The organism is Delftia sp. K82, from assembly GCF_002193035.1.
Lineage (GTDB): Bacteria > Pseudomonadota > Gammaproteobacteria > Burkholderiales > Burkholderiaceae_C > Comamonas > Comamonas acidovorans.
Window position 1 is genome coordinate 3,383,094 of the sequence record NZ_MYFL01000001.1, and the last position, 22,403, is coordinate 3,405,496.

A 22,403-nucleotide genomic window follows, 5' to 3' on the forward strand; every position below is an offset into this window, starting at 1 on the left:
TACCAACTGAGCTATTCCCGCAAAAAATTCAAGCAACCAACCGTCACCTGAATTCGATATGCACTAGGCACATCCAAAACTGGAGCGGGAAAACGGGTTCGAACCGTCGACCTCAACCTTGGCAAGGTTGCGCTCTACCAACTGAGCTATTCCCGCTTGAATCATCCATTCTGGCAGCCAACCGCCACCAGAACCGAACACACCCGAAAGCATGTTCAAAATCTGGAGCGGGAAAACGGGTTCGAACCGTCGACCTCAACCTTGGCAAGGTTGCGCTCTACCAACTGAGCTATTCCCGCATTTCTACCGAAGCCTGACATTCTACAACGTCGTTTGCTGCGATGGGATGAATTGTAGCGTAGTTCTTGGAGGGTTCAGGAAAAACGCTACATTTTTTCATCTTCAGTGCTTGACGGCTGGCTCCACAGGCTTGGATTCCGCTGGCGGCGGCGCTGCGGCCTCCTCCTCGGACAAGGGCTCGGGCACGCGCTCCAGCGCCACCTTGAGGACCTGGTCGATCCACTTGACGGGGATGATTTCCAGGCCGCTCTTGACGTTGTCGGGGATCTCCTGGAGGTCCTTGACGTTCTCTTCCGGGATCAGCACCGTCTTGATGCCGCCCCGCAGGGCCGCCAGCAGCTTTTCCTTGAGGCCGCCGATGGCGGTGACCTCGCCGCGCAGCGTGATTTCGCCAGTCATGGCGACATCGGCACGCACCGGGATACCGGTCAGCGCAGAGACGAAGGCCGTCGTCATGGCCGCACCCGCGCTGGGGCCGTCCTTGGGCGTGGCGCCATCGGGCACGTGCACGTGGATGTCCTTCTTCTCGAAGGCCTCGTCCTTGATGCCGAGCATGCGCGAACGGCTGCGCACCACGGTGCGGGCGGCTTCCACGGATTCCTTCATCACGTCGCCCAGCGAGCCGGTGCGCGAGATCACGCCCTTGCCGGGCATGATGGCGGCTTCGATGGTCAGCAGATCGCCACCGACCTCGGTCCATGCCAGGCCCACGACCTGGCCGACCTGGTTGTTGTGCTCGGCACGGCCGTAGCTGTACTTGCGCACACCCAGGTAGTCGGTGAGGTTGTCGGCATTGACGACGACGGTGGGCTCCAGCTTCTTGAGCTGCAGTCCCTTGACCACCTTGCGGCAGATCTTGGAGAGCTCGCGTTCCAGCGAGCGCACGCCGGCTTCACGCGTGTAGTAGCGCACGATGTCGCGGATGGCGGACTCGTCGACCTGCATTTCGCCGTCCTTCACACCGTTGTTGGTGAGTTGCTTGGGCAGCAGGTAGCGGATGGCGATGTTGACCTTTTCGTCCTCGGTGTAACCCGACAGGCGGATCACTTCCATGCGGTCCAACAGCGCGGGCGGGATGTTCATGGAGTTGGAGGTCGCCACGAACATCACGTCGCTGAGGTCGAAGTCCACCTCGACGTAGTGATCGCCGAAGGTGTGGTTCTGCTCGGGGTCCAGCACTTCCAGCAGGGCGCTCGACGGGTCGCCACGGAAGTCCATTCCGAGCTTGTCGATTTCGTCCAGCAGGAACAGCGGGTTGCGCGTGCCGACCTTGTCCAGGCTTTGCAGCACCTTGCCCGGCATGGCGCCGATGTAGGTGCGGCGGTGGCCGCGGATTTCCGCCTCGTCACGCATGCCGCCCAGCGCCATGCGCACGTACTTGCGGCCCGTGGCCTTGGCGATGGACTGGCCCAGCGAGGTCTTGCCCACGCCCGGAGGTCCGACCAGGCACAGGATGGGCGCCTTGACCTTGTCCACGCGCTGCTGCACAGCAAGATATTCAAGGATGCGGTCCTTGACCTTTTCGAGGCCGAAGTGGTCGGCATTGAGCACGTCCTCGGCATTGGCCAGGTCGTGCTTGATCTTGGTTTTCTTGCTCCAGGGCAGGCCCGTGAGCACGTCGATGTAGTTGCGCACCACGGTGGCTTCGGCCGACATGGGCGACATGAGCTTGAGCTTCTTGAGCTCGGCCTCGGCCTTCTTGCGCGCCTCGGCGGGCATGCGGGCGAGCTTGATCTTCTTTTCGATCTCTTCGATGTCGGCGCCGTCTTCGCCCTCGCCCAGTTCCTTCTGGATGGCCTTGACCTGCTCGTTCAGATAGAAGTCGCGCTGGTTCTTCTCCATCTGGCGCTTGACGCGGCCGCGGATGCGCTTGTCGACGTTGAGGATGTCGACTTCGCGGTCCAGTTGCTCGAAGAGGTTCTCCAGGCGTTCCTTGATGTCCACCAGGTCGAGCACGGCCTGCTTGTTCTCAAGCTTGAGCGGCAGGTGCGCGGCGATGGTGTCAGCCAGGCGGCCGGCATCGTCGATGCTGGCGATGGAGGTGAGGATCTCGGGCGGGATCTTCTTGTTGAGCTTGACGTACTGGTCGAACTGCTGCGTCACGGCGCGGCGCAGGGCCTCGATCTCGCTGGGCTTGTGGGTTTCGGCCTCGGGCGCCACGGGCACGACGGAGCCCACGAAGTGGGTCTCCTCGTCCATGACCTGCTTGACCAGCGCGCGCTGCTGGCCTTCGACCAGCACCTTGACCGTGCCGTCGGGCAGCTTGAGCATCTGCAGGATGGTGGAGACGCAGCCGACATCGAACATGTCAGCGGCCGTGGGCTCGTCCTTGGAGGCGGTCTTCTGGGCCACCAGCATGATGCGGCGGTCGCCCTCCATGGCCAACTCCAGCGCCTTGATGCTCTTGGCGCGCCCCACGAACAGCGGGATCACCATGTGGGGGAACACGACCACATCGCGCAGCGGCAGCAGCGCCAGGTCTAGGGGGGTGGAAGGCAAAGGGGTATGTCCTGACATGGGAATCCTCGGTTTGTCAGCGGAAGATGGTCCGCACACCGGTGTATTTCAACCCTGCGGCCCGAAAGGATTTCGGGCCGCAGGGACTTGCGCTGCCGGACCTTTGCAGGCGGCGGCGCATCAGGCCTTCTTGGCCGCTTCGCGGTAAACCAGCAGCGGCGCCTTTCCGTCTTCGATGGTGGACTCGTCCACCACTACCTTTTCGACATTGTCGGCATTGGGCAGCTCGTACATGGTGCCGATCAGCGATTGCTCCAGGATGGAGCGCAGGCCACGGGCACCCGTCTTGCGCGCCAGCGCCTTGCGGGCGATGGCCTTGAGCGCGGCAGGCCGGATCTCCAGCTCCACGCCTTCCATGGCCAGCAGCTTGCTGTACTGCTTGACCAGGGCGTTCTTGGGCTCGGTCAGGATCTGCACCAGGGCGTCTTCGCCCAGTTCGGCCAGAGCCGTGACCACGGGCATGCGGCCGACCAGCTCGGGGATGATGCCGAACTTGATCAGGTCTTCAGGCTCGATCTCCTGGAACACTTCCGAGATGGAACGCTGCTTCTTGCTCTTGACCGTGGCGCCAAAGCCGATGCCAGACGCCTCGGTGCGGTTCTCGATGACCTTCTCCAGGCCCGCGAACGCGCCGCCGCAGATGAACAGGATGTTGGTCGTGTCGATCTGCAGGAAGTCCTGGTTCGGATGCTTGCGGCCGCCTTGCGGAGGGACGCTGGCCATGGTGCCTTCGATGAGCTTGAGCAGGGCCTGCTGCACGCCCTCGCCCGACACGTCGCGCGTGATGCTGGGGTTGTCGGACTTGCGCGAGATCTTGTCGATCTCGTCGATGTAGACGATGCCGCGCTGTGCACGCTCAACGTCGTACTCGCAGCTTTGCAGCAGCTTCTGGATGATGTTCTCGACGTCCTCGCCCACGTAGCCGGCTTCGGTCAGCGTGGTGGCATCGGCCATGACGAAGGGAACGTTGAGCATGCGCGCCAGCGTCTGCGCCAGCAGCGTCTTGCCGGAGCCAGTGGGACCGATGAGCAGGATGTTGCTCTTGGCCAGCTCAATCTCGTCCTTGCCGGCCTTGTCCTTGTGACGCAGGCGCTTGTAGTGGTTGTATACGGCGACAGCCAGCGTGCGCTTGGGCAGGTCCTGGCCGATTACGTAGTTGTCAAGGTTGGCCTTGATTTCGGCGGGCGTGGGCAGGTCGCCTCGGCCGTCCTTGGCCTCGGTGCTGGGCTGCTCGTCGCGGATGATCTCGTTGCAGAGATCAATGCACTCGTCGCAGATAAAGACTGACGGACCCGCGATCAGCTTCTTGACCTCATGCTGGCTCTTGCCGCAGAAGGTGCAATAAAGGTTTTTTTCGCTGGAGGAGCCTTTTTTCTCGGCCATGGGGTCGGTGCCTTGTTACAGAAATATGGAAAAGGATGATAACCAAATGGAAAGCGGCGTTTTCCGTAGGGGGAAAACGCCGCCCATTCTCATGCAGCCTCCGGACTTCAGGAGCGCTTGTTGATCACCTGATCGACCAGGCCGTAGTCCTTGGCTTCCTCGGCGGACAGGAAGTAGTCGCGCTCGGTGTCGTGCTGGATCTTTTCCAGCGGCTGGCCCGTGCGCTCGGCCAGGATCTTGTTCAGGCGCTCGCGGGTCTTGAGGATCTCGCGGGCGTGGATTTCGATCTCGGTGGCCTGGCCCTGCATGCCGCCCAGCGGCTGGTGGATCATGACCTGGGAGTTAGGCAGCGCAAAGCGCTTGCCCTTGGTGCCAGCGGCCAGCAGGAAGGCGCCCATGCTGGCTGCGATGCCGGTGCACAGCGTGGACACATCGGGCTTGATGAAGTTCATCGTGTCGAAGATGGCCAGGCCGGCGCTCACGGAGCCGCCGGGGCTGTTGATGTAGAACGAAATGTCCTTGTCGGGGTTTTCGCTTTCAAGGAACAGCAGCTGGGCCACGACGAGGTTGGCCGTCTGGTCATTGACAGGGCCCACCAGGAAGATCACCCGGTCCTTGAGCAGGCGCGAGTAGATGTCGTACGACCGCTCTCCGCGGCCGGACTGTTCGATGACCATTGGGATCATGCCCAAACCCTGAGTTTCCAATGCGCTCATGTTTTCTCCAGTACTAGGGGGCTACTTTAGCCGTATCCGGAAAGAAAATGGGGCTTGTGCGCCAAAGCACAAGCCCCGCAGATGCCAACCCGCCCGCCGATCTCACGAAGCGGCAGGCAGGCGGTGCTCAAACCCTCAGGCCTGGCCCATCAGTTCGTCGAAGGACACGGCCTTGTCGGAGACCTTGGCCTTGCCCAGCACGAACTCGGTCACGTTGTTTTCGATGACAACGGCTTCGACTTCAGCCAGGCGTTGGCGGTCGCCGAAGTACCAGCGTGCCACGTCTTCGGGCTTTTCGTAGCTGGCGGCCAGCTCTTCCACGTGGGCCTTGATCTGGTCGGGCGTGGCGTGCAGCTCGTTGGCGCGCACCAGCTCGGCCACCACCAGGCCCAGGCGCACGCGGCGCTCGGCTTGGGGCAGGAACACGTCTTCAGGGATCTCGGCCTTCTCGGCGTCCTTGATGCCGCGCTGCTGCAGCTCGGCGCGGGCGCCTTCCAGCAGACGTGCGACTTCAGCCTGCACCGAAGCCTTGGGCAGTTCCAGCTCGGCCTTGGACACCAGGGCGTCCATAACGGCCTGCTTGTTGCGGCCTTGGACGCGGAACTTGACTTCACGCTCCAGGTTCTTCTTGATGTCGGCGCGCAGGCCTTCGACCGTGCCTTCAGCCACGCCCAGTGCCTTGGCAAAGGCCTCGTCCACTTCGGGCAGGTTGGCGGCTTCGATCTTCTTGACCGTCACCAGGAAATCGGCGGTCTTGCCGGCCACGTCCTTGCCATGGTAGTCAGCGGGGAATGCCAGCGGGAAGGTCTTGGACTCGCCAGCCTTCATGCCGCGCACTGCGTCTTCGAATTCCTTGAGCATCTGGCCTTCGCCGACCAGGAACTGGAAGTCTTCAGCCTTGCCGCCGGAGAAGGTCTCGCCGTCGATCTTGCCTTCGAAGTCCACGGTCACGCGGTCGCCGTCCACGGCCACATCGGCCTGGGCGCGCTGCGCGAAGGTGCGGCGCTGCTTGCGCAGGATGTCCACGGTCTTGTCGATGGCGGCGTCGTCCACTTCGGCGGTCAGCTTCTCGACTTCGGCCGAGGTCAGGTCACCGATCTTGACTTCAGGCATCACTTCGAAGATGGCTTCGAACTGGGCCTCGCCCTCGGGAGCGCCTTCCTTTTCGGAGATGCGGGGCTGGCCAGCCACGCGCAGCTTGGCTTCGTTGACGGCCTGTGCAAAAGCCTCGCCAACCTTGTCGTTGAGCACTTCGTACTGCACCGAGTAGCCATAACGCTGGGCCACCACGCTCATCGGCACCTTGCCGGGACGGAAGCCGTCCATCTTCACGGTGCGCGCCACCTGCTTCAGACGGTTCTCGACTTCGCTCTGGATGGAGTTCAGGGGCAGGCTCAGCGTGATCTTGCGCTCGAGCTTTTCAAGGGTTTCAACAGTAACGGCCATGTTTGTTCCTATGAGGGATTGGACCGTGCCGGCTGACATGCAGCCCGCACCGTATTGCGCAAAGTCACGGTGCATCGCGGACCGAAGCCAGTCGGCCGCGCGGCACCTCAGATTTCAAGGGCTTACATCGCATGCGCCTGGCCGCCTGGACCTCGCATGGTTCGCTCAACCCGTGATAAGCGAAGCCAAGTATTATAAACGAGGCGCTTTTCCCATCAGAAAGGCCGCATTGGGGATTTGCCCTCGGTTTTCAGTGTGAGGCGGCAGCGCGGGGACCGCACCTCCCCGCAGCACGACCCAGTTGCCCGATCACCCTGCATCGAAGCCCTGGCGCACCCCTTAGATATCAATGAGCACATAGGTCAATTGAGGGGCTTCACCCGTGATCGCCTGCCCCTGGACATAGACGCTGCCGCCCTCCTGGCTGCCCAGGGGATTGCGTACGCGCAATTGGCCATTGCCAGGCAGATCGACCGTGGCTGTTCCGTCGCCATGCACCGCGCTGATCCGTCCGGTGAGCACAGGCTCGTCAGGCAGCAGTTGGACAAGACGCTTGAAGAGATTGACATAGGTCATACGGTTGCGCGCTCCACGGTAATCTGCTGCCGCACCACGGGCATGGCAGCGCTGAGACGGGTTCCACGGACCAGGCCGCGCCAGGATTCGTCGGTATCGACGACTTCGATCAATTGGCCGGGCCGGATCAGGCCTGGTGCCGTCCCACCGGAAAGCAAGGGCATGGTGATGGACTGGACCAGCTTGTTGCCCGATGCTCCCAGCACGGCCTCGCCACGCTGGCGTGCAGCCACGGCCTCGGTGATCAGGGCATCCGTGACCTGGGGAGCCAGCCTGTTGCCAGCCGTCCCGGCCCGGCGCACGTGGCCGAGGATGCCGCCCGCCTGGCCGCTGACATAGATCGCGTTGTAGGCGGCACGCGGCTCGGGCCGCAGCTCGTCCGTCACGATGACGTCCGCCGGCATGCGCACGTCAGGCGTCGCATCCGCCCAATTCCATGGCAGATGCGCGAAGCGCGGCGCAACGATCAGGCGCTCCTGCGTCCGATGGCTGCTCACCACCGCACCAATCGATGCGGCCACGCGCATCACGGCCGACAACGGCGTGCCACGGTGGCTCCAGGCGCCGGCCGGCAACAGCCAGTCCGACACCTTCCAGTCCAGCTGCACGCCGGTGAACTCCAGCGCATTGCGGATCAGTTGCTGCGCCGTGGCCGGCGCCGTGTTCAGCCAGGTCTGCTCCGGCATGTAGGGACTGCTCAGCAAGGCGGTGGCACTCACGCCCTGTACGGCCACGCGATGGTTGCCGAAGCTGCGCGTGCGGCTCAGGCTTTGTACGACAAAGACGAAGTCGATGCCATCGACCACCACGCGCAGCCGTGCAGGCAGTCCCCCGGACGGCGCCAGTTGATCCAGCAGGTGTTCCGGACCATTGGCCGAAAAGCTCCATCCGAAGCCGTCGTCATCGCTGGCGATCGTCACATCGCTCAGCGCAACGGCTTCCATGCCCGGCAGCAGGGCTGCCTCCATCGTGTGTACTGTCATGTAAACCTTCAGTTGCGGGATGACATAGCGGGGTGGTTGGGGATCCGTGCCCGGCCTGCAGCAGATGAACACGAGTTCGGAGCTTTCGCTCCAGACGCTCGAGAACGCCAGCTCGACGGCCCCACCCGGCGGCGGCCGATAGCACGGTGGCGGCTTGGGCGGATCGACAGGGCGGCCCGGCGTGACGCCGGGCAGCGGCGCCATGGCGTCCTGATGGCGGGCACCGCCCATCACGATGCCCAGCACCCGGGCATCGCCCATGCTGCTGGCGTGCCAGGCACCTTCGCAGAGGCCGTCGCTGAAAGCCTGCCGCATGGCACGGCGCAAAATGATGCCCTCCTGGAACCTCTGCAGCACAACCGCCTGGCCAGCCAGTGCGTTGGCCAGGCCCTGGCGCGTGGCCAGGCGCAAGCGCGTACCCTCTTGCCAGGCCTGGGCCGTGAGTCCCCCCACGTCCATGGCAAAGCCCATGCCTTGGCGCGTGGTCAGGCGCAGGCGCGCCGAGTCCTGCCAGCGCTGCACGGCGGCCGCGCCTGCGTGCAGCGCTCGCCAACCGCGAATCTGCGTGACCCTGTCGGCAATGGCCGCCTGCTGGTAGACAGACACCAGGCCGCCCTGTGCCAGGGCGGCCTCTTCAAATCCCGACAATGTGCCCCCCACGGCCGGCCTGTCGGTGCGCGTCTGGTACGCCGCCCCAAGCGCCATGCGCGTCCCAGGCAGGCGAATGCCGGCGCCAGCGGTCTTGCGACGCAAGGCACCGATGGCCACGCTCGTCCCCGGCAGCCGGATGGCCATCCGTGCGACTGCGTCCTGAGTCGAGCCCGGGCCCGAATCGTCCTCGTTGCCGAACACCATCTGGCTGGGTGAGCCAGCGGCCCGTGGGCGATGGAAGATCAGCTCAATGCGTGCCATGGCGCTACTCGATGTAGCTGGTTAGTGCCAGCGTCAGATAGCCGCCCGCGTACAACTGGGTGCTGTCCGGGATCTGGATCTGGCCCTCGCCACCTTCGATCGACACATCCGCGTCGAGCACCAGCGCACCGCTGGCCGAGACGACGCGGCCCCAGGTGGCGATGCCGGACTCCAGGATCATGGCGCCGGCCGCATCACGGGCCAGCAGCCGCAGCCGGCCGGCCACGATCTCGCCACAGGGTCTGGCCAGCGGCAGCTCCACCAGCATGGGCAGGGCTGAGGGCTCGCCGAAGGCGGGCCGCTGGGCGTCCGCAAAGAAGCGCACGCAGGCCGTGCCCGGACCCACGTCCAGCAGCAGATCGCGCAGGCCCTGCAAGCGGGCCTCGTTGGCCTGCACCGTGATTTCAACACTGCGCTGTGTCATGGCATGGCCTCCGGCGTGACGCGGTCGGCGACCACGGCGCGGAAGTCGCCCTCATGGTCGTAGCTGAGCACGGTGTATGCGGTGGTGCTGTCGATGCGGGCGAATTCGTAGTCGCCCTGGGCGTTGCTCCAGGCCTCGCGGATCAGCAGGCCGTCGCGGTCGCGGTACAGCCGCACGCGGCGCGAAACTGGCACCTTGGGACTGTTCTTGTCTTGCTGTTCGACCGTGCGACCACGCACGCGGCCCAGGCCGTTGCCACCCAGCACGTAGTCTTGCTGACCGGCCGATCCGACCTGCAGCGGCCTGGCGATGTTGGAATAGAGGCCTCGACCGCCAACTCCTACCACGGCGGTCAGCCCCAACAGACTGACGGGGTAAGTTACTTGCGCCATGGCCATCACCGCCAGGGGCCTGTGATGTCAACGAACCCGTAGCCAGATGGCGCAGATGCAGATGATGACTGGGGCAACGCAAGCAAGCGCCTGCCAGTGCCCTCTTCTAACAAATAAGTATCGCGCTCAAAGTACGCCGCAGTGTTGGCTTGGGGCACATACCGGAAGCCAGGTATCAAGGCGCGTGGAACATAGGTTGAGACTGGCGTGTTGTCTACGAAGGTACGTGTGAGCTTGAGCTCGCCATCCACATCGCTGGGGAAATTCCCCAAAAAGCTGTCTGCCCCAGACGTACTCGACCCAATGAAGCTGCTGTAACGCGGAACCACAGCACCACCCAACCCCGTTATTGCCCTCGGAAGATAGATTCTGGAATTCGTTGTGTTCGCCTCAAGCGCTCCCATGTTTGGGGTTGCGTAAGCATCGGCAAGGCTTGTCGCCCCCATGAGCGCCGTGGCAAATGCATCGCCTGCACGGCGCAACGCCAGCAAATCACCAAATGCACGACTCCCGCCCGCAGTAGCCGTCGTCGAATTTGACGAACCCGGTGCCACGTTTTCGAGAAAAAACCGCGTGTCGCCGACAAGGCACCACCGCACCGCAGCCGAGCTTGCGACTGTGCTTTTGCCCCAATACAACCCCACAGCCTGCTGGACGGCTGTCGGAAACGGCCCCTGACCCACATCGATGGCCGACATGCTCTCGTAGCCCCGCATGGCTGTCGACCGGGTGTCGCGGTCATCCACATAGAGGTGCATGCCGTAGCTCTGCGGATCGGTGGAGCGATACACGGCCTGATTCGTGCCACTGAAAACCTTGACCCAGCCCAGTGGCGCGTACTTGAACGTAATGCTCGCGCCTGTGTCCACGCTGTCAGGCGCAGCCGTGCGGAACTTGAACAGGCCGCTGGCCGACTCGGACACGCGCTGTTCACCGTTGAGCAGAGCTTGCGCAGCGCCTTCGATCAGCAGCACGCTGTCCGCCGGCGGAGGCAGCGCCGCGCCCACCGAGAACTCCACCGAAGCAACGCCGGCTGCCACGGTGATGCGCGTGGCCGCGCGCAGGCCGAAGCCCGTGAGAAGGCAGGCGTCAAGGACGGCGATCTTGCTGCCAGCCTGGCCGTTTTGCACAGGCGCGCCATACATTGATGAGAGGAAGTGCTTGACGCTGGTATCGACAAGGGATGCCATGGGTGATCTCCAAAAAGTCAGGGACGGTCGACGCTGCCGCGCACCAGGTGCTCGAACTGGTAGTCGTCGGCCACAGCCTCGCTGGGCTGCACGGTGCGGATGAGGGCATGGGGTGCGATGCCGCCCTCGGTGTTGATGCGCAGCACGTTGCCTGCGCGCCAGCCCTGGCCCCAGCCCAGGGCGCGGATGGTGATGTAGGGCACGCCGCTGATGGGGTTGATGGGCGCGAAGTCCGCATTCGTGGAGCCGGGGCCCAGGTTGCCCACGTGCTCTCCGATGAACTCGAACGTCGTGGCGCTGGTGAAGCGGCACATCCAGCGCTCGGGCAGCGCGCCGGCGTTGGTCACGATGAGAGGAGCAATGGTGTCGTTGTAGCTGGCCAGGGCCTCGGCTCCATCCACCGTGTCCTGCCATCGGTTGCCCCAGTTGTCCTGATCAAACATGAGGCTGACACGCGCGCGCAGCGTTCCGGCCATCAGCGCGCTGGACACCACGCTGCCCACAGGGAACTCGTGGCTCAGCTGCTTGGTGATCGCCAGCATGCCGTTGATCTGCACATCGCTGACGCGCGCCATCTCCTCGATGCGGTGCTGGAACGTGACCGGCTGGGCCCAGCCCGTGATGTCGCTAACCGTGATCTTGCCCGACTCAAGATCCACGCTCCAGCCCTGCTGGATGCGCTGGCCATCGGCGCCGATGACATAGGCACGCGAGAGCCGCACGCGGCCACAGTTGATGACCTGGCCGTTAGTCACGGTGACGGGGCCGACCTGGCCTGTGTGGCCGATCACGATGTAGCTGCCCACCCGGTAGATGGGCACGCGGCCATCGGGCGGCAGGCGCACCGGGTCCAGGCCGATGACATCAGCGTCCAGCGGCAAGTAGAAGTAGCTGACGCTGTTGTAGCGCAGCGTGGTCGGGTCCACGGGCCAGGGGCGCCAGATGCGGTTTGGCTGCACGGCCCCGATGTCGTCAGCCGAATACCACCACTCGGTCTTCTGGGCAGCGGTCAGAGAGGTGTCCAGCACATAGTCGCCGAACTGCAGCTCGACCACGCCGCTCTGGTAGTCGATCTTGCCGCGCAGGTGTGTGCCCGAGATCACGCCGTCGATGCCGGCCGAGGCCGTGATCTGCTCGCCCGTGGCATCGGACAGGTTCATGACAAAGCCGGAGGGCTTGATGGGCGCGGCGGCCGTGCGCATGAAGATGCTGGCCGTGGTCCAGTTCTGGCGCACGGTCCACAGGCTCTCGACCACCAGGTCGGTGGCCGGACCATCGACCACATAGTCGAAGATCCGCGCCACGCCGCTGGAGTAGTCCAGCGCGCCAGCCACGATGCCCAGCGCCGTGGACGTGCGGTCGCGCACCAGCACGCCGTCGTAGTCCTCGTAGACATGGCCCATCCACCGAAACCGCACGCTGCCCGGCACGATGTAGTCGGTGGTGTAGGGGCACAGGTCCAGCACCACGGGCTCCGGTGTGAAATTCATCACATGGTGCTGCGCGCTGGTGAAGTCCTCAGCGTAAGTCACCGTCACCGTGCTGGCCGCCAGCAGTTCTTCGCTCACCGAGGTATCGCGGCGGTCACCGCCCTTGGACATGGTGGAGAAGCTGGGGTCGCTGCCATTGCCGCCCATCGTGGTTTCTTCAAAACTCAGGGCGTTTTCGTAGTCACTGTTGTAGCCCTCGGTCTTGCTGTCCAGCTGCACGAACTTGATGTTGAGGAACTTGCCCGCGTAGTTGATGGTGCCGTCCGGGCCGAACGTGCCCCGGCCGTCATCCGTCAACAGGTGGCGCACCGTGTCCTGGGTCTTGCTTGTCTGGTAGCTGGACCGGCTGTGTGTCGAAGACGAGCTTGCCGATGTCTTTGTTGTCTGCATGACAACGCCGCCCGATACGCGGCCCACTGATACTTCTGCCATGGTTTTTCTCCCTTAATTGATCAGGCGCCCCAGCGCCGGTAATCCACGCCGCCGATGGACTTGACGCCCGCCGTGTACTCGGCATCCGTCCAGACCACGCCATCGACATCGGGCGGCACGTACTGATTACCCGTGGGCGAGCTGGTGGCGCCGACCTCGATATAGACGGCCCCGCCGCTGGCGCGCGCGCCGCCCTGGGCCATGTACTTGCCTGTGGTCGATCCATCGGATAGAGGCACACGCGAGGTGATGACGGGCGCAGGCGCCGGGGGCACCTGGGGCAGGTAGCTGAATTTGCCGCTGCCGCCGTTTTTCGAGGCCGAGGTGCCGCCAGACGAGGCGCCGGAGCTGGCCGACAGATTGCGCACGGTGATCCATGCCACAGCCACGGAGCCGGGCGCGGGGATGGTGTCCAGGGTGATCGCGCCGTAGCCGCCTGCGTCGAGGACGACCGAGACGTTCTTGCTCACCGTCACGGCATAGTCGTACTCGATGGCGAACTGCCCGCCTGCGTCGATCATGAATTGCGGGCGCAGTAGCAGCGCGGCTGATGCGTAGTTGATCTCGCCCGTGGCGGCGCCCTGCAGGTCACCCTGGCCGTTGTCCGTGGCCGTGCGCAGCACGCCGCCCGAGGTCCACTTGATGACCAGCGAGCCCGGCTTGATGCCCTGGTGCGGCAGGCGCATGGCGTGCTCGGGCAGCCGCCAGCCCGTGGCGCTGGAGCGGTTGACGAAGGCCGAGGCCTCGCCCCACTGGAAGATGATGGAGCTGCCCACATCAGGCAAAGCGGGCAGCGTCACGGACACCGAGCCATTGGCATAGTTCACCGTGCCCACGGCCGAGCCCGTCAGCCCGCCCTGCCCGTTGTCGGATGCGGTGTACCAGACGCCCATCACTTGGAAGGACACCACAAGCGTGCCGGGCGCCGGAAAGGGCTTGAGGATGGCCACCCAGCTGAAACCACGGTTTTCCTGGCCTACCTTGATTCGCCTGGTATGCGGGGAATTGGGCACCCGGATCTCACGCGGCGAGGTAGCGAGCACCAACTGCCGCACGCCGGCCGGGCGCTGATCCAGAGCCGCTGTCTCGGTACGCGAGTTGGGCACCAGCTGGGTATGGATGCCGGCCACGCGCAGCATGCTCTCGCCCAGTTGTGCGGCAGCGGTCAGCGGCTGGGCACCGAAAAAGCTGGCCGCATCCGCCACGGTGGTGTCCCGGATGCGAGTCTTCGTGGTGTCCAGGACATAGTTGCGGTTGGGTGCCGTGCCGGGGAACGCGCTGCGCAGCCGGGGTGTGACCTCACAGGTGGTGACACTGGCCTGATAGTCCACAAAGCCGTTGCCGCTGTGTGTGAAGGTCTGCGTCTCCGTCTCCGCGCGCAGCACACGCACGTATTGCAGCACCTGGCTGGCCAGACCCTCGTTGTGGACGAGGATCAGCGTGCGACCAATGGTCGGTGCAGGGGTTCCGGGACGATGGAATATCTTGATCGAGGCCTGTCCCTGGACGTGGTTTTCCAGCAGGAAACCGCTCCACTCCGTGCCCGGGATCAGGTAGGCGGCGATGGCTGCCGCGATCTCCGAGCGGCGCGCGAACACACCACAGGCCGCCATGGTGATGGATACGTTGGGATCACTGGGTACTGCCGAGACGATGATATTGGTATCCATCAGTGCCTCGGTCGTCGGCGTCTGCACGGCCGCATGCACCTGACGGATGCTCACGTCGCCGCCGGCGCGGTCCACTTCGGTGATGTCCTCGAAGATGCCATTGCTCTTGCCCCAGGCGATGACGTTGCCCGTGGGGCCGCCGCCGCCATTGGGGTCATCGGTCATGACCTTGGACTCGAGCAGGCGGATATCGCCGTCTCTGATTGTCATATTTTCAACTCCTCAAACTGTGATGAGCCGCAACGTTGCGACATAGGGATTGGCGAGCGCGGGAAGCTCGGGCCTGCCGACGGGCCGGGCCGTGATGGGTTCGTCGCCGGAAAACTGCACGTCGAAGGCGCGGCCATCCGCCAGCCGCAGGCTGTAGACCTGGCCTGCGGCGCCAGCCATCTGCAGCAGCACGAGCAAGGTGGCGCGGCGGATCCAGCCATGGGACTCATCCCCCTCCAGAGTGATCGGACGTCCCGCAGACTTGCCGGCTTCGTCCACGATCAGCGCCCCCGTGATGCTGCGCGCCGTACTGCGCGCCACGGCGGACCATGTGAATTCATCCATCCAGGTCATCCCGCGGGGAATCTCAAGCGTTCCCAATAGGTGGTTCTTGGCTGTCATCGTCATATTCCGGAAAGGTTCTTGCTTCGCTCAAGCTCCGACAGCAGGCGTTCGATCGCCCGTTCGCCATCGGCGTCGGTCCTTACATTGCCCAGCGAGCTGCCGTTGATCCGCAGGTCGATGACCCGAGCTGCGGCCCCAACCGTGGACGTGTTGGTGGGAGACTCCAGCGGTGCCCTCTGCGCTTGGGCAACCTTGTCCCTCGCCTGCTGCAAAACAGCATCGGCGATAGCCCTGTTCACCTCGTTCGGATTCACGCCGCCCTGGATCCCGCCGAAAATGCCGGCGGGTTTGTCGTACTGCTGCTCGAACTGGTCCACGACGCGCAATGCGGCCGCGTCATCCAGCCCCTGGCCCTTGGCCATTTCGAGCACGGCCGTGCGCGAAAGAATGGTGAGTGCCACTCGCTCGCCTGCGGTGTTCAGGCTGTGGCCTTCCTTGTCGATATTCCATTTCTTTCGGTGCAGCTCCAGCTCTCGTTCCTTGAGCTCGTTGGCCTTTTCCTGCGCGGCGATCTCTCGCTCACGCTCGGCATTCAAGCGCTCCAGTGCAGTACGCTGGTCGTTCACGGCACGGGTTACCTGATCGTTCGAGCCTTTCGTCTTGTCGGCAGCGTCTTTCAGGTCCCTGGTGCTTTTCCCTGTCTTGTCCAACTCGGACTTGAGACCTTGCAAGGAGGCTTTGCCCTTGTCCAGGCCCGTATAGGCTTCATCCACCGCCTTGGCCGCCTGCTGCGCGCTCTGAGCGGACTCGGGAAGCGCCTTCTGGATCTTGTTGATTTCCTCCAGCTTCTCTGCAGCGGCCTGCAGGTTGCCCGCCTCCATCAGTTGCCGATATTCGGAACGCAACTGGCTGACGCTTTGTGACGCGGTGGCCGTCGCCGTAGCCGTACTCTCCAGCGCCACCTTGGTTTCCATGCTCTTTCGGCCGGTCTCCTCGATGGAAGCAGCCATCTGCCGGAAGGCGCGCTCCGATTCGCCGCTCGCCGTACTGGCCTCCTGGGAGCCTTGCACCAGGCCGGTGAATCCATTGCGCGCCGTCTGCGCGGCATCGGCCACGGCCTGCAGGGACTCGGCGGCCTTGTCGCGCATGGCCTGGGCCGAAGCCCCGAAGCCGCCCGCCATCACCTCGGCGTCCTGCGCGGCCAGCTTGAAGGATTGGGACAGTTGGCCGAACGTCACGGCGGCCAGACCTTCGCGCAACTTCGCCACTCCGGTCATGACAGCGCTGGCGATCTCGGCGAACCCCGCGCCCAGGCCATAGATGACGGTCATTACGCCATTGACGCCAGCGCTCATCGTGCCCCAGGCAATCTTCAGCACGTTGCCGGTGTTCGTGCCGTACTCCTGCACCCGAGTCAGGGCGTCCTTGGCCTGGTCCGCGAAGGCCTGCAGCTTTTCGCCCACGGCCTTGAAATCGATCGTGGAAATGAAGCCCTTGGCGAATTCCAGGCCGGAGCGGAAGGCCGCGGCAATCGATTCGCCGAAGCGCCCGATGGCGCCGTCAGCAACGGCAGTGCGGAAGCCCTCTGCCACCGCATCCACCGCCTCCTTGAGAACAGGCAGCACGGGCGTGCCCAGCGTGGTCTTGACACCCTCCCAGACATTTTCGAACCCCTTGACCGAGCCATTGAGGTTGTCCGACATGGTTGCTGCCATGTCGGCGGCACTGCCGGAAGCGTTGCCCAGCGTGGTGGAGAGAGCATTCAGTGAGCCCATGCCCTGGCTGAGCAGCCCGGACAGCACGGGACCGGCCTCCGTCCCCAGTGCCTTGATGGCCTGCGCACCTTCCGGGCCCTTGCCGGCCAGTTGCTGCAATGCCTGCTCGAAATCGTCGGTGACAATGCCGGCCTCGCCCAGCTCCTTGCGGAACGCGCTGGCCGGATCCGCGAACTGGCCCAGGATGGTGTTGAACGCCGAGCCGGCCTTCTCCGCATCGGTCCCAGCCTGCGAGAACTGGCCGATCATGGCCACCGTGCTCTCCAGGCTCAGTCCCACGCGTCCGGCAGCAGGGCCCACCGTGCCCAGGGTCTCGGCCAGGCTGCCGATACTGGTGCCGGTGAGCACCGACCCTTTGGCCAGCACATCAGCCACGCGCCCTGCATCCTCGAATTGCAGGCCCATGCCCGAGACTGCCTTGGTCACGGCTTCGCTGGCGGCGGACAGTTCCATGCCGCCGGCCTGCGCGAGGTTCAGAACCGCCGGCAAAGTGGCAATGCTCTCCTGGGCCGTCAACCCCGCCTGCGCCAGACTTTCCAGCGCACCGGCAGCTTGCACTCCCGAGTACTGCGTGGTGAGTCCGGCATCCGTGGCCGCCTTGGTCAGCGCGGCCATCTCCTCGGCCGAACTGCCGGTGGCGACCTGGACACGGTCCATTGCCGACTCGAAATCCGCCGCAGCCGTGACGGCATTCTTGAAGGTCTCTCCAGCCGAAGCACCAAAGCCCTTGAGCATGGATGCCCCCACCTCGGACAGTTTGGTGGCAAGACTGTCCAACGAGGCCGCGCCCCGGCTCACCATCCCGCTCACCGCAGAGCCGGCCGCCGTGCCGAGCGCCATGAAGGACTGGGCTCCCTGGGCGCCCTTGTCCGCCAAACTTTGCAACACGGCCTGCACACCGTCCATCACCGTCTGGAAATTGCTGAGCGCTTTGGCCGCGCTGTCGAAAGCAGACCTGGCCGCAGCACCAAAACTCTGGAGCATTGATGTGCCCACCTCGGCTGCCTTGGCCTTGAGGCTATCGAACGCCTTCTCTGCGGCGTCCTTGGCGCGGGTGAGCATGGAAATGGGTTTCTCGTCCATGATTCAGGGTTCTTTTGTAGGCATGTCTGGTTGGCGCTGCCGCCTGTCCAGGCGGCAGGGCGAACCACCCGGCACGCGGCCAGGTGGGATGGTTCACATCAGGGGATGGACACGGGACGGCCGTCGCGGTAGATGGCCTGCGCGTTGGGACCCTTGAGAACTTCCAGCGAGAACTGCATGCTCACGGGCTTGGTGTCCTCGGTGATCAGAGGCATCTCGCCCGTGGGCGTGAGCGCCACCAGCGGCATGTACCAGTCGCTGTCCAGGCCGGCAGCGCTGTCGGACACGATGCGGATCGCACAGGTCATGTCGGACTTGGCGCCCGTCATCACCGACTCGAACTGGCCGGCCACGGGCGTGTAGCCGAAGACCACCTTGCCGGCGGCGATCTGGCCGCCTTCGATGATCTGGACACGGCCGGTCTCCAGGCTCAGGTTGTAGTCGCGGCCCGCGACGTAGCTGGTCTGGCCGTCCTCGCTCTTGATGGACACGGTGGAGACGTTGCGCACACCCAGCGGATTGGCAGCGGTGGCGCCCAGCTGGTACTGGCGGCCGGGGACCACGGCGCGGATCTCGTTGTCCACGGGGGTGGCGTCCTGAGTCTTCAGCGCATGGGTGCCGGACAGCCAGGAGGCCACGTTGCGCGCGCTGATGTTGTCGCAGGTCAGGGCGCCGGTGCGGGTAACCTTGATGGGCCAGCTGCCGTCCTTCTCGGACATGCCCTCTTCGCTGCTGAAGTGCTCAGCCTTTTCTGCCGCGACGGTGAGGGTGAAGCCCGGGCAGTTGCCCATGGGAATCTCGCCCGTCAGTTGCTCGTTGGCGTCATAGAGGTCGATGTAGACGCGGCCTCGTGGAATCTGGTAGTCATTTTTCGGGTGTGCAATCGGCATGTCGCTGCTCCAATCAAAGGTAAGAAATCACGGCTGGCCGTCGAACAGGGCCGTGGTGGTGAATGCGACCTCGTACCCCACGAGGCCTGGGTCGGGGAAAACCGCCTCCTGGATGGAGGCGAACTGGAAGGGGGTCCAGAAGCGGTCAGCGACCGCTCCCGGCGACCAGTTGTGCAGTGCTTCGACCAAGGCCGCGAGTGCCTCGCCCAGCGCGGCAGCAGCCTGTGCGCCGCGCGGCACCATCAGGGCGGCAACCCAGGTCGGCTGCAACTGCGCCGCGGTCCTCATGGCGGCCACCCCTGTGGCAGATGCCATGCGCACCTGCGCAGCAGGCACGGCCGAGCCGTCGACGGACTCACTGGCTCCGCTGACGCGCCAGCCCCCGAAGGCCGGCAACGACTTGAGGCGGGAGGCCAGGATGGATTCGAGCTGCAGCATCAGGCGCACGCTCTGATGGCGGCCGTCTGGCTGCGGACACAACCGTCCGCTGCATCCGGCAAGCCTGCGACCGGGGCCGCAGTGTTGAAGGTGTTGTTTCTCGAGTGGGTGAACATAGGAAAAAGACCGCCTGTATCCTTGGGTTCCATTGCGCCCTGCTGGGCGTGTTCAGACAGTTTCTCTGTCCTCGCGTCTCATTTCCTGCCGACAAATGAGACTGTTTTCAAGCGCATGCCAGGCCCAGCAGCGGTCGCCGTCCGCCGCTGCGCTGCACGGCTCAGCCCTCTACGCAAAGCGATGTCTCCGGACTGGAAAAGCCGTTGCGAACCGAGCCTGGCCGCTCGCCCAGGATGCGGTACAGCTGAGCCCGCTGGAGTCCATATTTGGTCTGCAACTGCTGGCGGTTGACCCCGTTGAATTCCTGGCGGATGGCTTCGTTGCGCTCCTTCTTGCTGGGCGCGGGCACGTAGATGGCGGCGCCGCGCGTGCCCATGCGCATGCCGCCATAGCGCTTTCGCAACCCGCGCAACATGGCCTGGGCAACGGACAAGGCCTGCGGGCCGCTCAGGCCAAGCTCCTGCTCGGCAATCTCCAGCAGCTCGCACTCCAGCAACTGCGCCGCCGAGTCCTCGGGCGGGCAGACGGATTCAATGGTTGTCGTCATGGTGTGCAACGTCCCGGGTCGGCGACTCCTGCCCCGAGCCCCGCGTCACTGCCCGGAGCCCACATCGCCGGACTCGCCCTTGTCCAAGCCGGTGTAGGCCTGCGCGTCCACCCTCTGCCGCTGCACATCCGCTTCGGCGTGTGGCGCAGCCATGGCGGTGGGCGGGCTGTTGCCAGCAGGCTGCCCGCCCCGCCGCACCCAGTCGCGGGCAGGCAGGATGAAGTCCTCGATGATCCTGGCATCGGACATCGCCATGGGCCTGATGGACGGCAGTTGAGCACGCAGCCGCGAGCGGACCGCCTCGACCGCCTTTCGAACGAACCCCGCCTGCGGCGACTGCTCGGCCATGGCCGCCAGCACATCCTGGGCGGCGGCACGCCGACCCTCCCGGCCCTCGGCCAGTCCGTGCTCCTGGACCTTCTCACGCACATCGCGCGGGCGCGCTGCGACGATCTGGTCGAGCACGGCATCCATCCCTTCGCCAAAGGCACCCTGAAGACCATGCTGGCCTAGCGCCTGCCGGTATACGACCCGTGCAACCTGGGCCGGCGTGTGGCTTGCATTGGCAAGCAGGTGGAGCTGACCATCGGCATAGAAACCGCGCGGCCCCTGCGTGCCGCCATCGGCCCCCGGTTCCCGGCCGGCATCACGCATTGCCTGCGCCAGGCGGGGCTCCTTCAGGTCGAAGATGATGCGCACCGGAGGTCCCTTGGTCCATGAGGCACTAATGGCATCAGCCACCTCTTTCACCTTGCCCATGGAGGCATCAGGCGCCGGGCTTGCACTCTTGTCTGCGTCCTGGCGCGAAGCTGGCTGGGCCGCAGCAGGCGCGGTATCGGGTGCCCAGGCGCCATCGCCCGCACCGACCTTCACTGCAGCTGGCAACGCGGCGGGCAGTTCTCCATCCGGACGGGGCCGTTGCGCCGCAGCGGCAGGCGGCCCGGAGGAGTCCTGTGCACCAGAAGCCTCATCCGCAGTAGGCTCCCCACTCCGCCGCACACCCGGGGCAGGTTGCATGGATGCCTTCTCGCTGCCCGGCACCGGTGCGCTGTCTTCAGCGACAGGGGCGGCGGGCGCATTCTCGTCGCCCGGCGCACGGACCGTGGCATCCTCCACGGGCGCTGTGCGATCAGCCGAGGCGTCCCTGCGTGCAGCCTGCACGGCTTTCCAGTCATCCTGCAGCAATTCCCAGGCAGGCGTACCCCTGCGCAGCCTGCCGATGTTCTCGCCGCGCTCGGACACGAACTGCAGCCAATTGCGGGCCTGCACCGTGGCTGGGTCGAAGGCTGGCGCATCGCCACCAGCGAAGTCATCGGCCGGCACTTGCCCGCGCTGCTTGGCGCCTTGCGGCTTCGCCTCGCCATCGGCTCCACGGCCGGATTCTGCAGGCACCGTGCTGACGGCCTTGTCCATTCTGGCAGGACCGGCGGAGATCTCCATGGAAGCCTGTCCTGCGTCCGCAGGTGCCGGCGATCCGGGATGCGACGGGGTTGCAGATTCCGGGCGGCTGACGGGGAGCGCTGCATCGCCGTCACTGCCCACCTTGCGCCTTTGCGCCTGATGGCGCCTGGCGGCGATAGCGGCTACGCCCGCAGGCGGCAGGCCGCTGACAGCGGCCTCCACCGCCGTGCGTCCGACATTGCGCGACAACGGCCGCCCATCGACCTCCCCAGCCTGGTGGTTTGTCGCCACCTGGGGCAGTACGTCATCGAGCTGCTTGCCCAGCATCGCTGATGCCAGTGCTCCGGTCGCGGCATATCCCCTGCCCGCCAGAGCACGCTCGATGCGGCGCTTGCCAGGCAGCAAGCCGGTCAAGCTGCCTATGGCAGCTGGCATCACCGACTTGCCGAGGGCGATCCGTACCGCCTCGTCTTCCGGGACGCTTTGCTTGCGCAGCGTGTCACGGATCTCTTCGAAAGCCTTTCCACGGGCGCCTCCCGCATTCATCAGTGCCTCCGTGGCACCTGCCATGGTGGTGCCGGCCGCAGCCGCCAGGGCAGTGCTTCCTCCTGCGGCCAGCGTGGCGATCTGCCCCACCCTCGACGCGCCAAGGCCCGGGAGCACACTGGGCAGATTCGTGAAGATGAAGCGCGAGATCAGTACGGGGTCCGAGCTGTAGGCCCGCGCTGCCGCGATGGATTGTTCGATGATCGAATCCTGGTCCGCCGCGCTGATCACCTTTTCGGCTTCGGCCAGCTTGCGCTGCGTCACGGGGCTTTGTGCCTTGCGCCAATGCTCGCCATTGCTGCGGAAAAAATCCGCGACACCGGATGAGGGCGAAAAAAGGTTGACAACGCTGCCCAAGGTTGTATTCACCCCTTCAGCGCTTTGCACGCCGGCATCTGCGATCGCCTCACCCCAGCTGCGCTCCTGTGGCTGTGCAGGCGGCTGGGCAGGCACGGGCCGGTAGCGTGCGCCGGCACCGATGCCGGTCACATCCATCCCGTCCAGCAATTCGAATGCCTCTGGCTCGTAGGCCCGGCCGCCCGGCTGGTCCAGCCTTTCGCGCTTGTACTTCTTGCTGCTCATCTGATCCCCTTGTGGCAAGAAGCACAGACTGGCAGGCT

At 64.8% G+C, this 22,403-nt stretch carries 17 protein-coding genes and 2 tRNA genes; all 19 read right to left on the reverse strand.

Features of this window, described 5'->3' with window-relative positions:
- Positions 1-80: 80 nt before the first annotated feature.
- Positions 81-156, reverse strand: a tRNA-Gly gene (locus tag KDK82_RS14900).
- 67 nt (positions 157-223) lie between these two features.
- Positions 224-299, reverse strand: a tRNA-Gly gene (locus KDK82_RS14905).
- Between the two features lie 103 nt (positions 300-402).
- Positions 403-2,817, reverse strand: coding sequence for an endopeptidase La (gene lon / locus KDK82_RS14910; protein ID WP_012204531.1), 2,415 nt, complete (start codon positions 2,815-2,817; stop codon positions 403-405).
- Positions 2,818-2,937: 120 nt separating this feature from the next.
- Positions 2,938-4,200 carry an ATP-dependent Clp protease ATP-binding subunit ClpX gene (gene clpX, locus KDK82_RS14915; RefSeq protein WP_012204530.1) on the reverse strand — a complete coding sequence of 421 codons (1,263 nt, stop codon included), beginning with the start codon at positions 4,198-4,200 and terminating at the stop codon, positions 2,938-2,940.
- Positions 4,201-4,307: 107 nt separating this feature from the next.
- Entirely contained in the window at positions 4,308-4,916 is a 609-nt protein-coding gene (gene clpP / locus KDK82_RS14920; RefSeq protein WP_012204529.1) for an ATP-dependent Clp endopeptidase proteolytic subunit ClpP, read from the reverse strand.
- Between the two features lie 135 nt (positions 4,917-5,051).
- A complete protein-coding gene (gene tig / locus KDK82_RS14925) occupies positions 5,052-6,362 on the reverse strand; it encodes a trigger factor (protein ID WP_012204528.1) in 1,311 nt (436 codons plus the stop codon).
- Between the two features lie 339 nt (positions 6,363-6,701).
- Positions 6,702-6,938 (reverse strand): hypothetical protein, encoded by a 237-nt coding sequence (locus KDK82_RS14930; RefSeq protein ID WP_088165325.1) that lies wholly within the window; start codon positions 6,936-6,938, stop codon positions 6,702-6,704.
- Positions 6,935-8,833 carry a hypothetical protein gene (locus KDK82_RS14935; RefSeq protein WP_088165326.1) on the reverse strand — a complete coding sequence of 633 codons (1,899 nt, stop codon included), beginning with the start codon at positions 8,831-8,833 and terminating at the stop codon, positions 6,935-6,937. The genes KDK82_RS14930 and KDK82_RS14935 overlap by 4 nt, the downstream gene beginning before the upstream one ends.
- Positions 8,834-8,837: 4 nt before the next feature.
- A complete protein-coding gene (locus tag KDK82_RS14940; protein ID WP_034391735.1) occupies positions 8,838-9,257 on the reverse strand; it encodes a hypothetical protein in 420 nt (139 codons plus the stop codon).
- Positions 9,254-9,649, reverse strand: coding sequence for a hypothetical protein (locus KDK82_RS14945; RefSeq protein WP_088165542.1), 396 nt, complete (start codon positions 9,647-9,649; stop codon positions 9,254-9,256). The genes KDK82_RS14940 and KDK82_RS14945 overlap by 4 nt, the downstream gene beginning before the upstream one ends.
- Before the next feature lie 5 nt (positions 9,650-9,654).
- On the reverse strand, positions 9,655-10,839 hold the full coding sequence (locus KDK82_RS14950; protein ID WP_088165327.1) for a hypothetical protein: 1,185 nt from the start codon (positions 10,837-10,839) through the stop codon (positions 9,655-9,657).
- Positions 10,840-10,856: 17 nt separating this feature from the next.
- The gene (locus KDK82_RS14955; RefSeq protein WP_088165328.1) at positions 10,857-12,761 is read right to left on the reverse strand and encodes a hypothetical protein; all 1,905 of its coding nucleotides are present in this window, start codon (positions 12,759-12,761) and stop codon (positions 10,857-10,859) included.
- Between the two features lie 20 nt (positions 12,762-12,781).
- Positions 12,782-14,641: a hypothetical protein gene (locus KDK82_RS14960; RefSeq protein ID WP_088165329.1), complete on the reverse strand. Its 1,860-nt coding sequence runs from the start codon at positions 14,639-14,641 to the stop codon at positions 12,782-12,784.
- Between the two features lie 12 nt (positions 14,642-14,653).
- Positions 14,654-15,043, reverse strand: a complete 390-nt coding sequence (locus KDK82_RS14965; protein ID WP_231890527.1) for a hypothetical protein — start codon at positions 15,041-15,043, stop codon at positions 14,654-14,656.
- Between the two features lie 2 nt (positions 15,044-15,045).
- Positions 15,046-17,844, reverse strand: coding sequence for a phage tail tape measure protein (locus KDK82_RS14970; RefSeq protein WP_088165330.1), 2,799 nt, complete (start codon positions 17,842-17,844; stop codon positions 15,046-15,048).
- Between the two features lie 98 nt (positions 17,845-17,942).
- Complete coding sequence (locus KDK82_RS14975; RefSeq protein WP_088165331.1) at positions 17,943-18,734, reverse strand: hypothetical protein; 792 nt, start codon at positions 18,732-18,734, stop codon at positions 17,943-17,945.
- Positions 18,735-18,761: 27 nt separating this feature from the next.
- Positions 18,762-19,172, reverse strand: coding sequence for a hypothetical protein (locus tag KDK82_RS14980; protein WP_088165332.1), 411 nt, complete (start codon positions 19,170-19,172; stop codon positions 18,762-18,764).
- Between the two features lie 277 nt (positions 19,173-19,449).
- On the reverse strand, positions 19,450-19,836 hold the full coding sequence (locus KDK82_RS14985) for a Mor transcription activator family protein (RefSeq protein WP_088165333.1): 387 nt from the start codon (positions 19,834-19,836) through the stop codon (positions 19,450-19,452).
- 45 nt (positions 19,837-19,881) lie between these two features.
- Positions 19,882-22,365, reverse strand: coding sequence for a hypothetical protein (locus KDK82_RS14990; protein WP_088165334.1), 2,484 nt, complete (start codon positions 22,363-22,365; stop codon positions 19,882-19,884).
- Positions 22,366-22,403 lie beyond the last annotated feature (38 nt).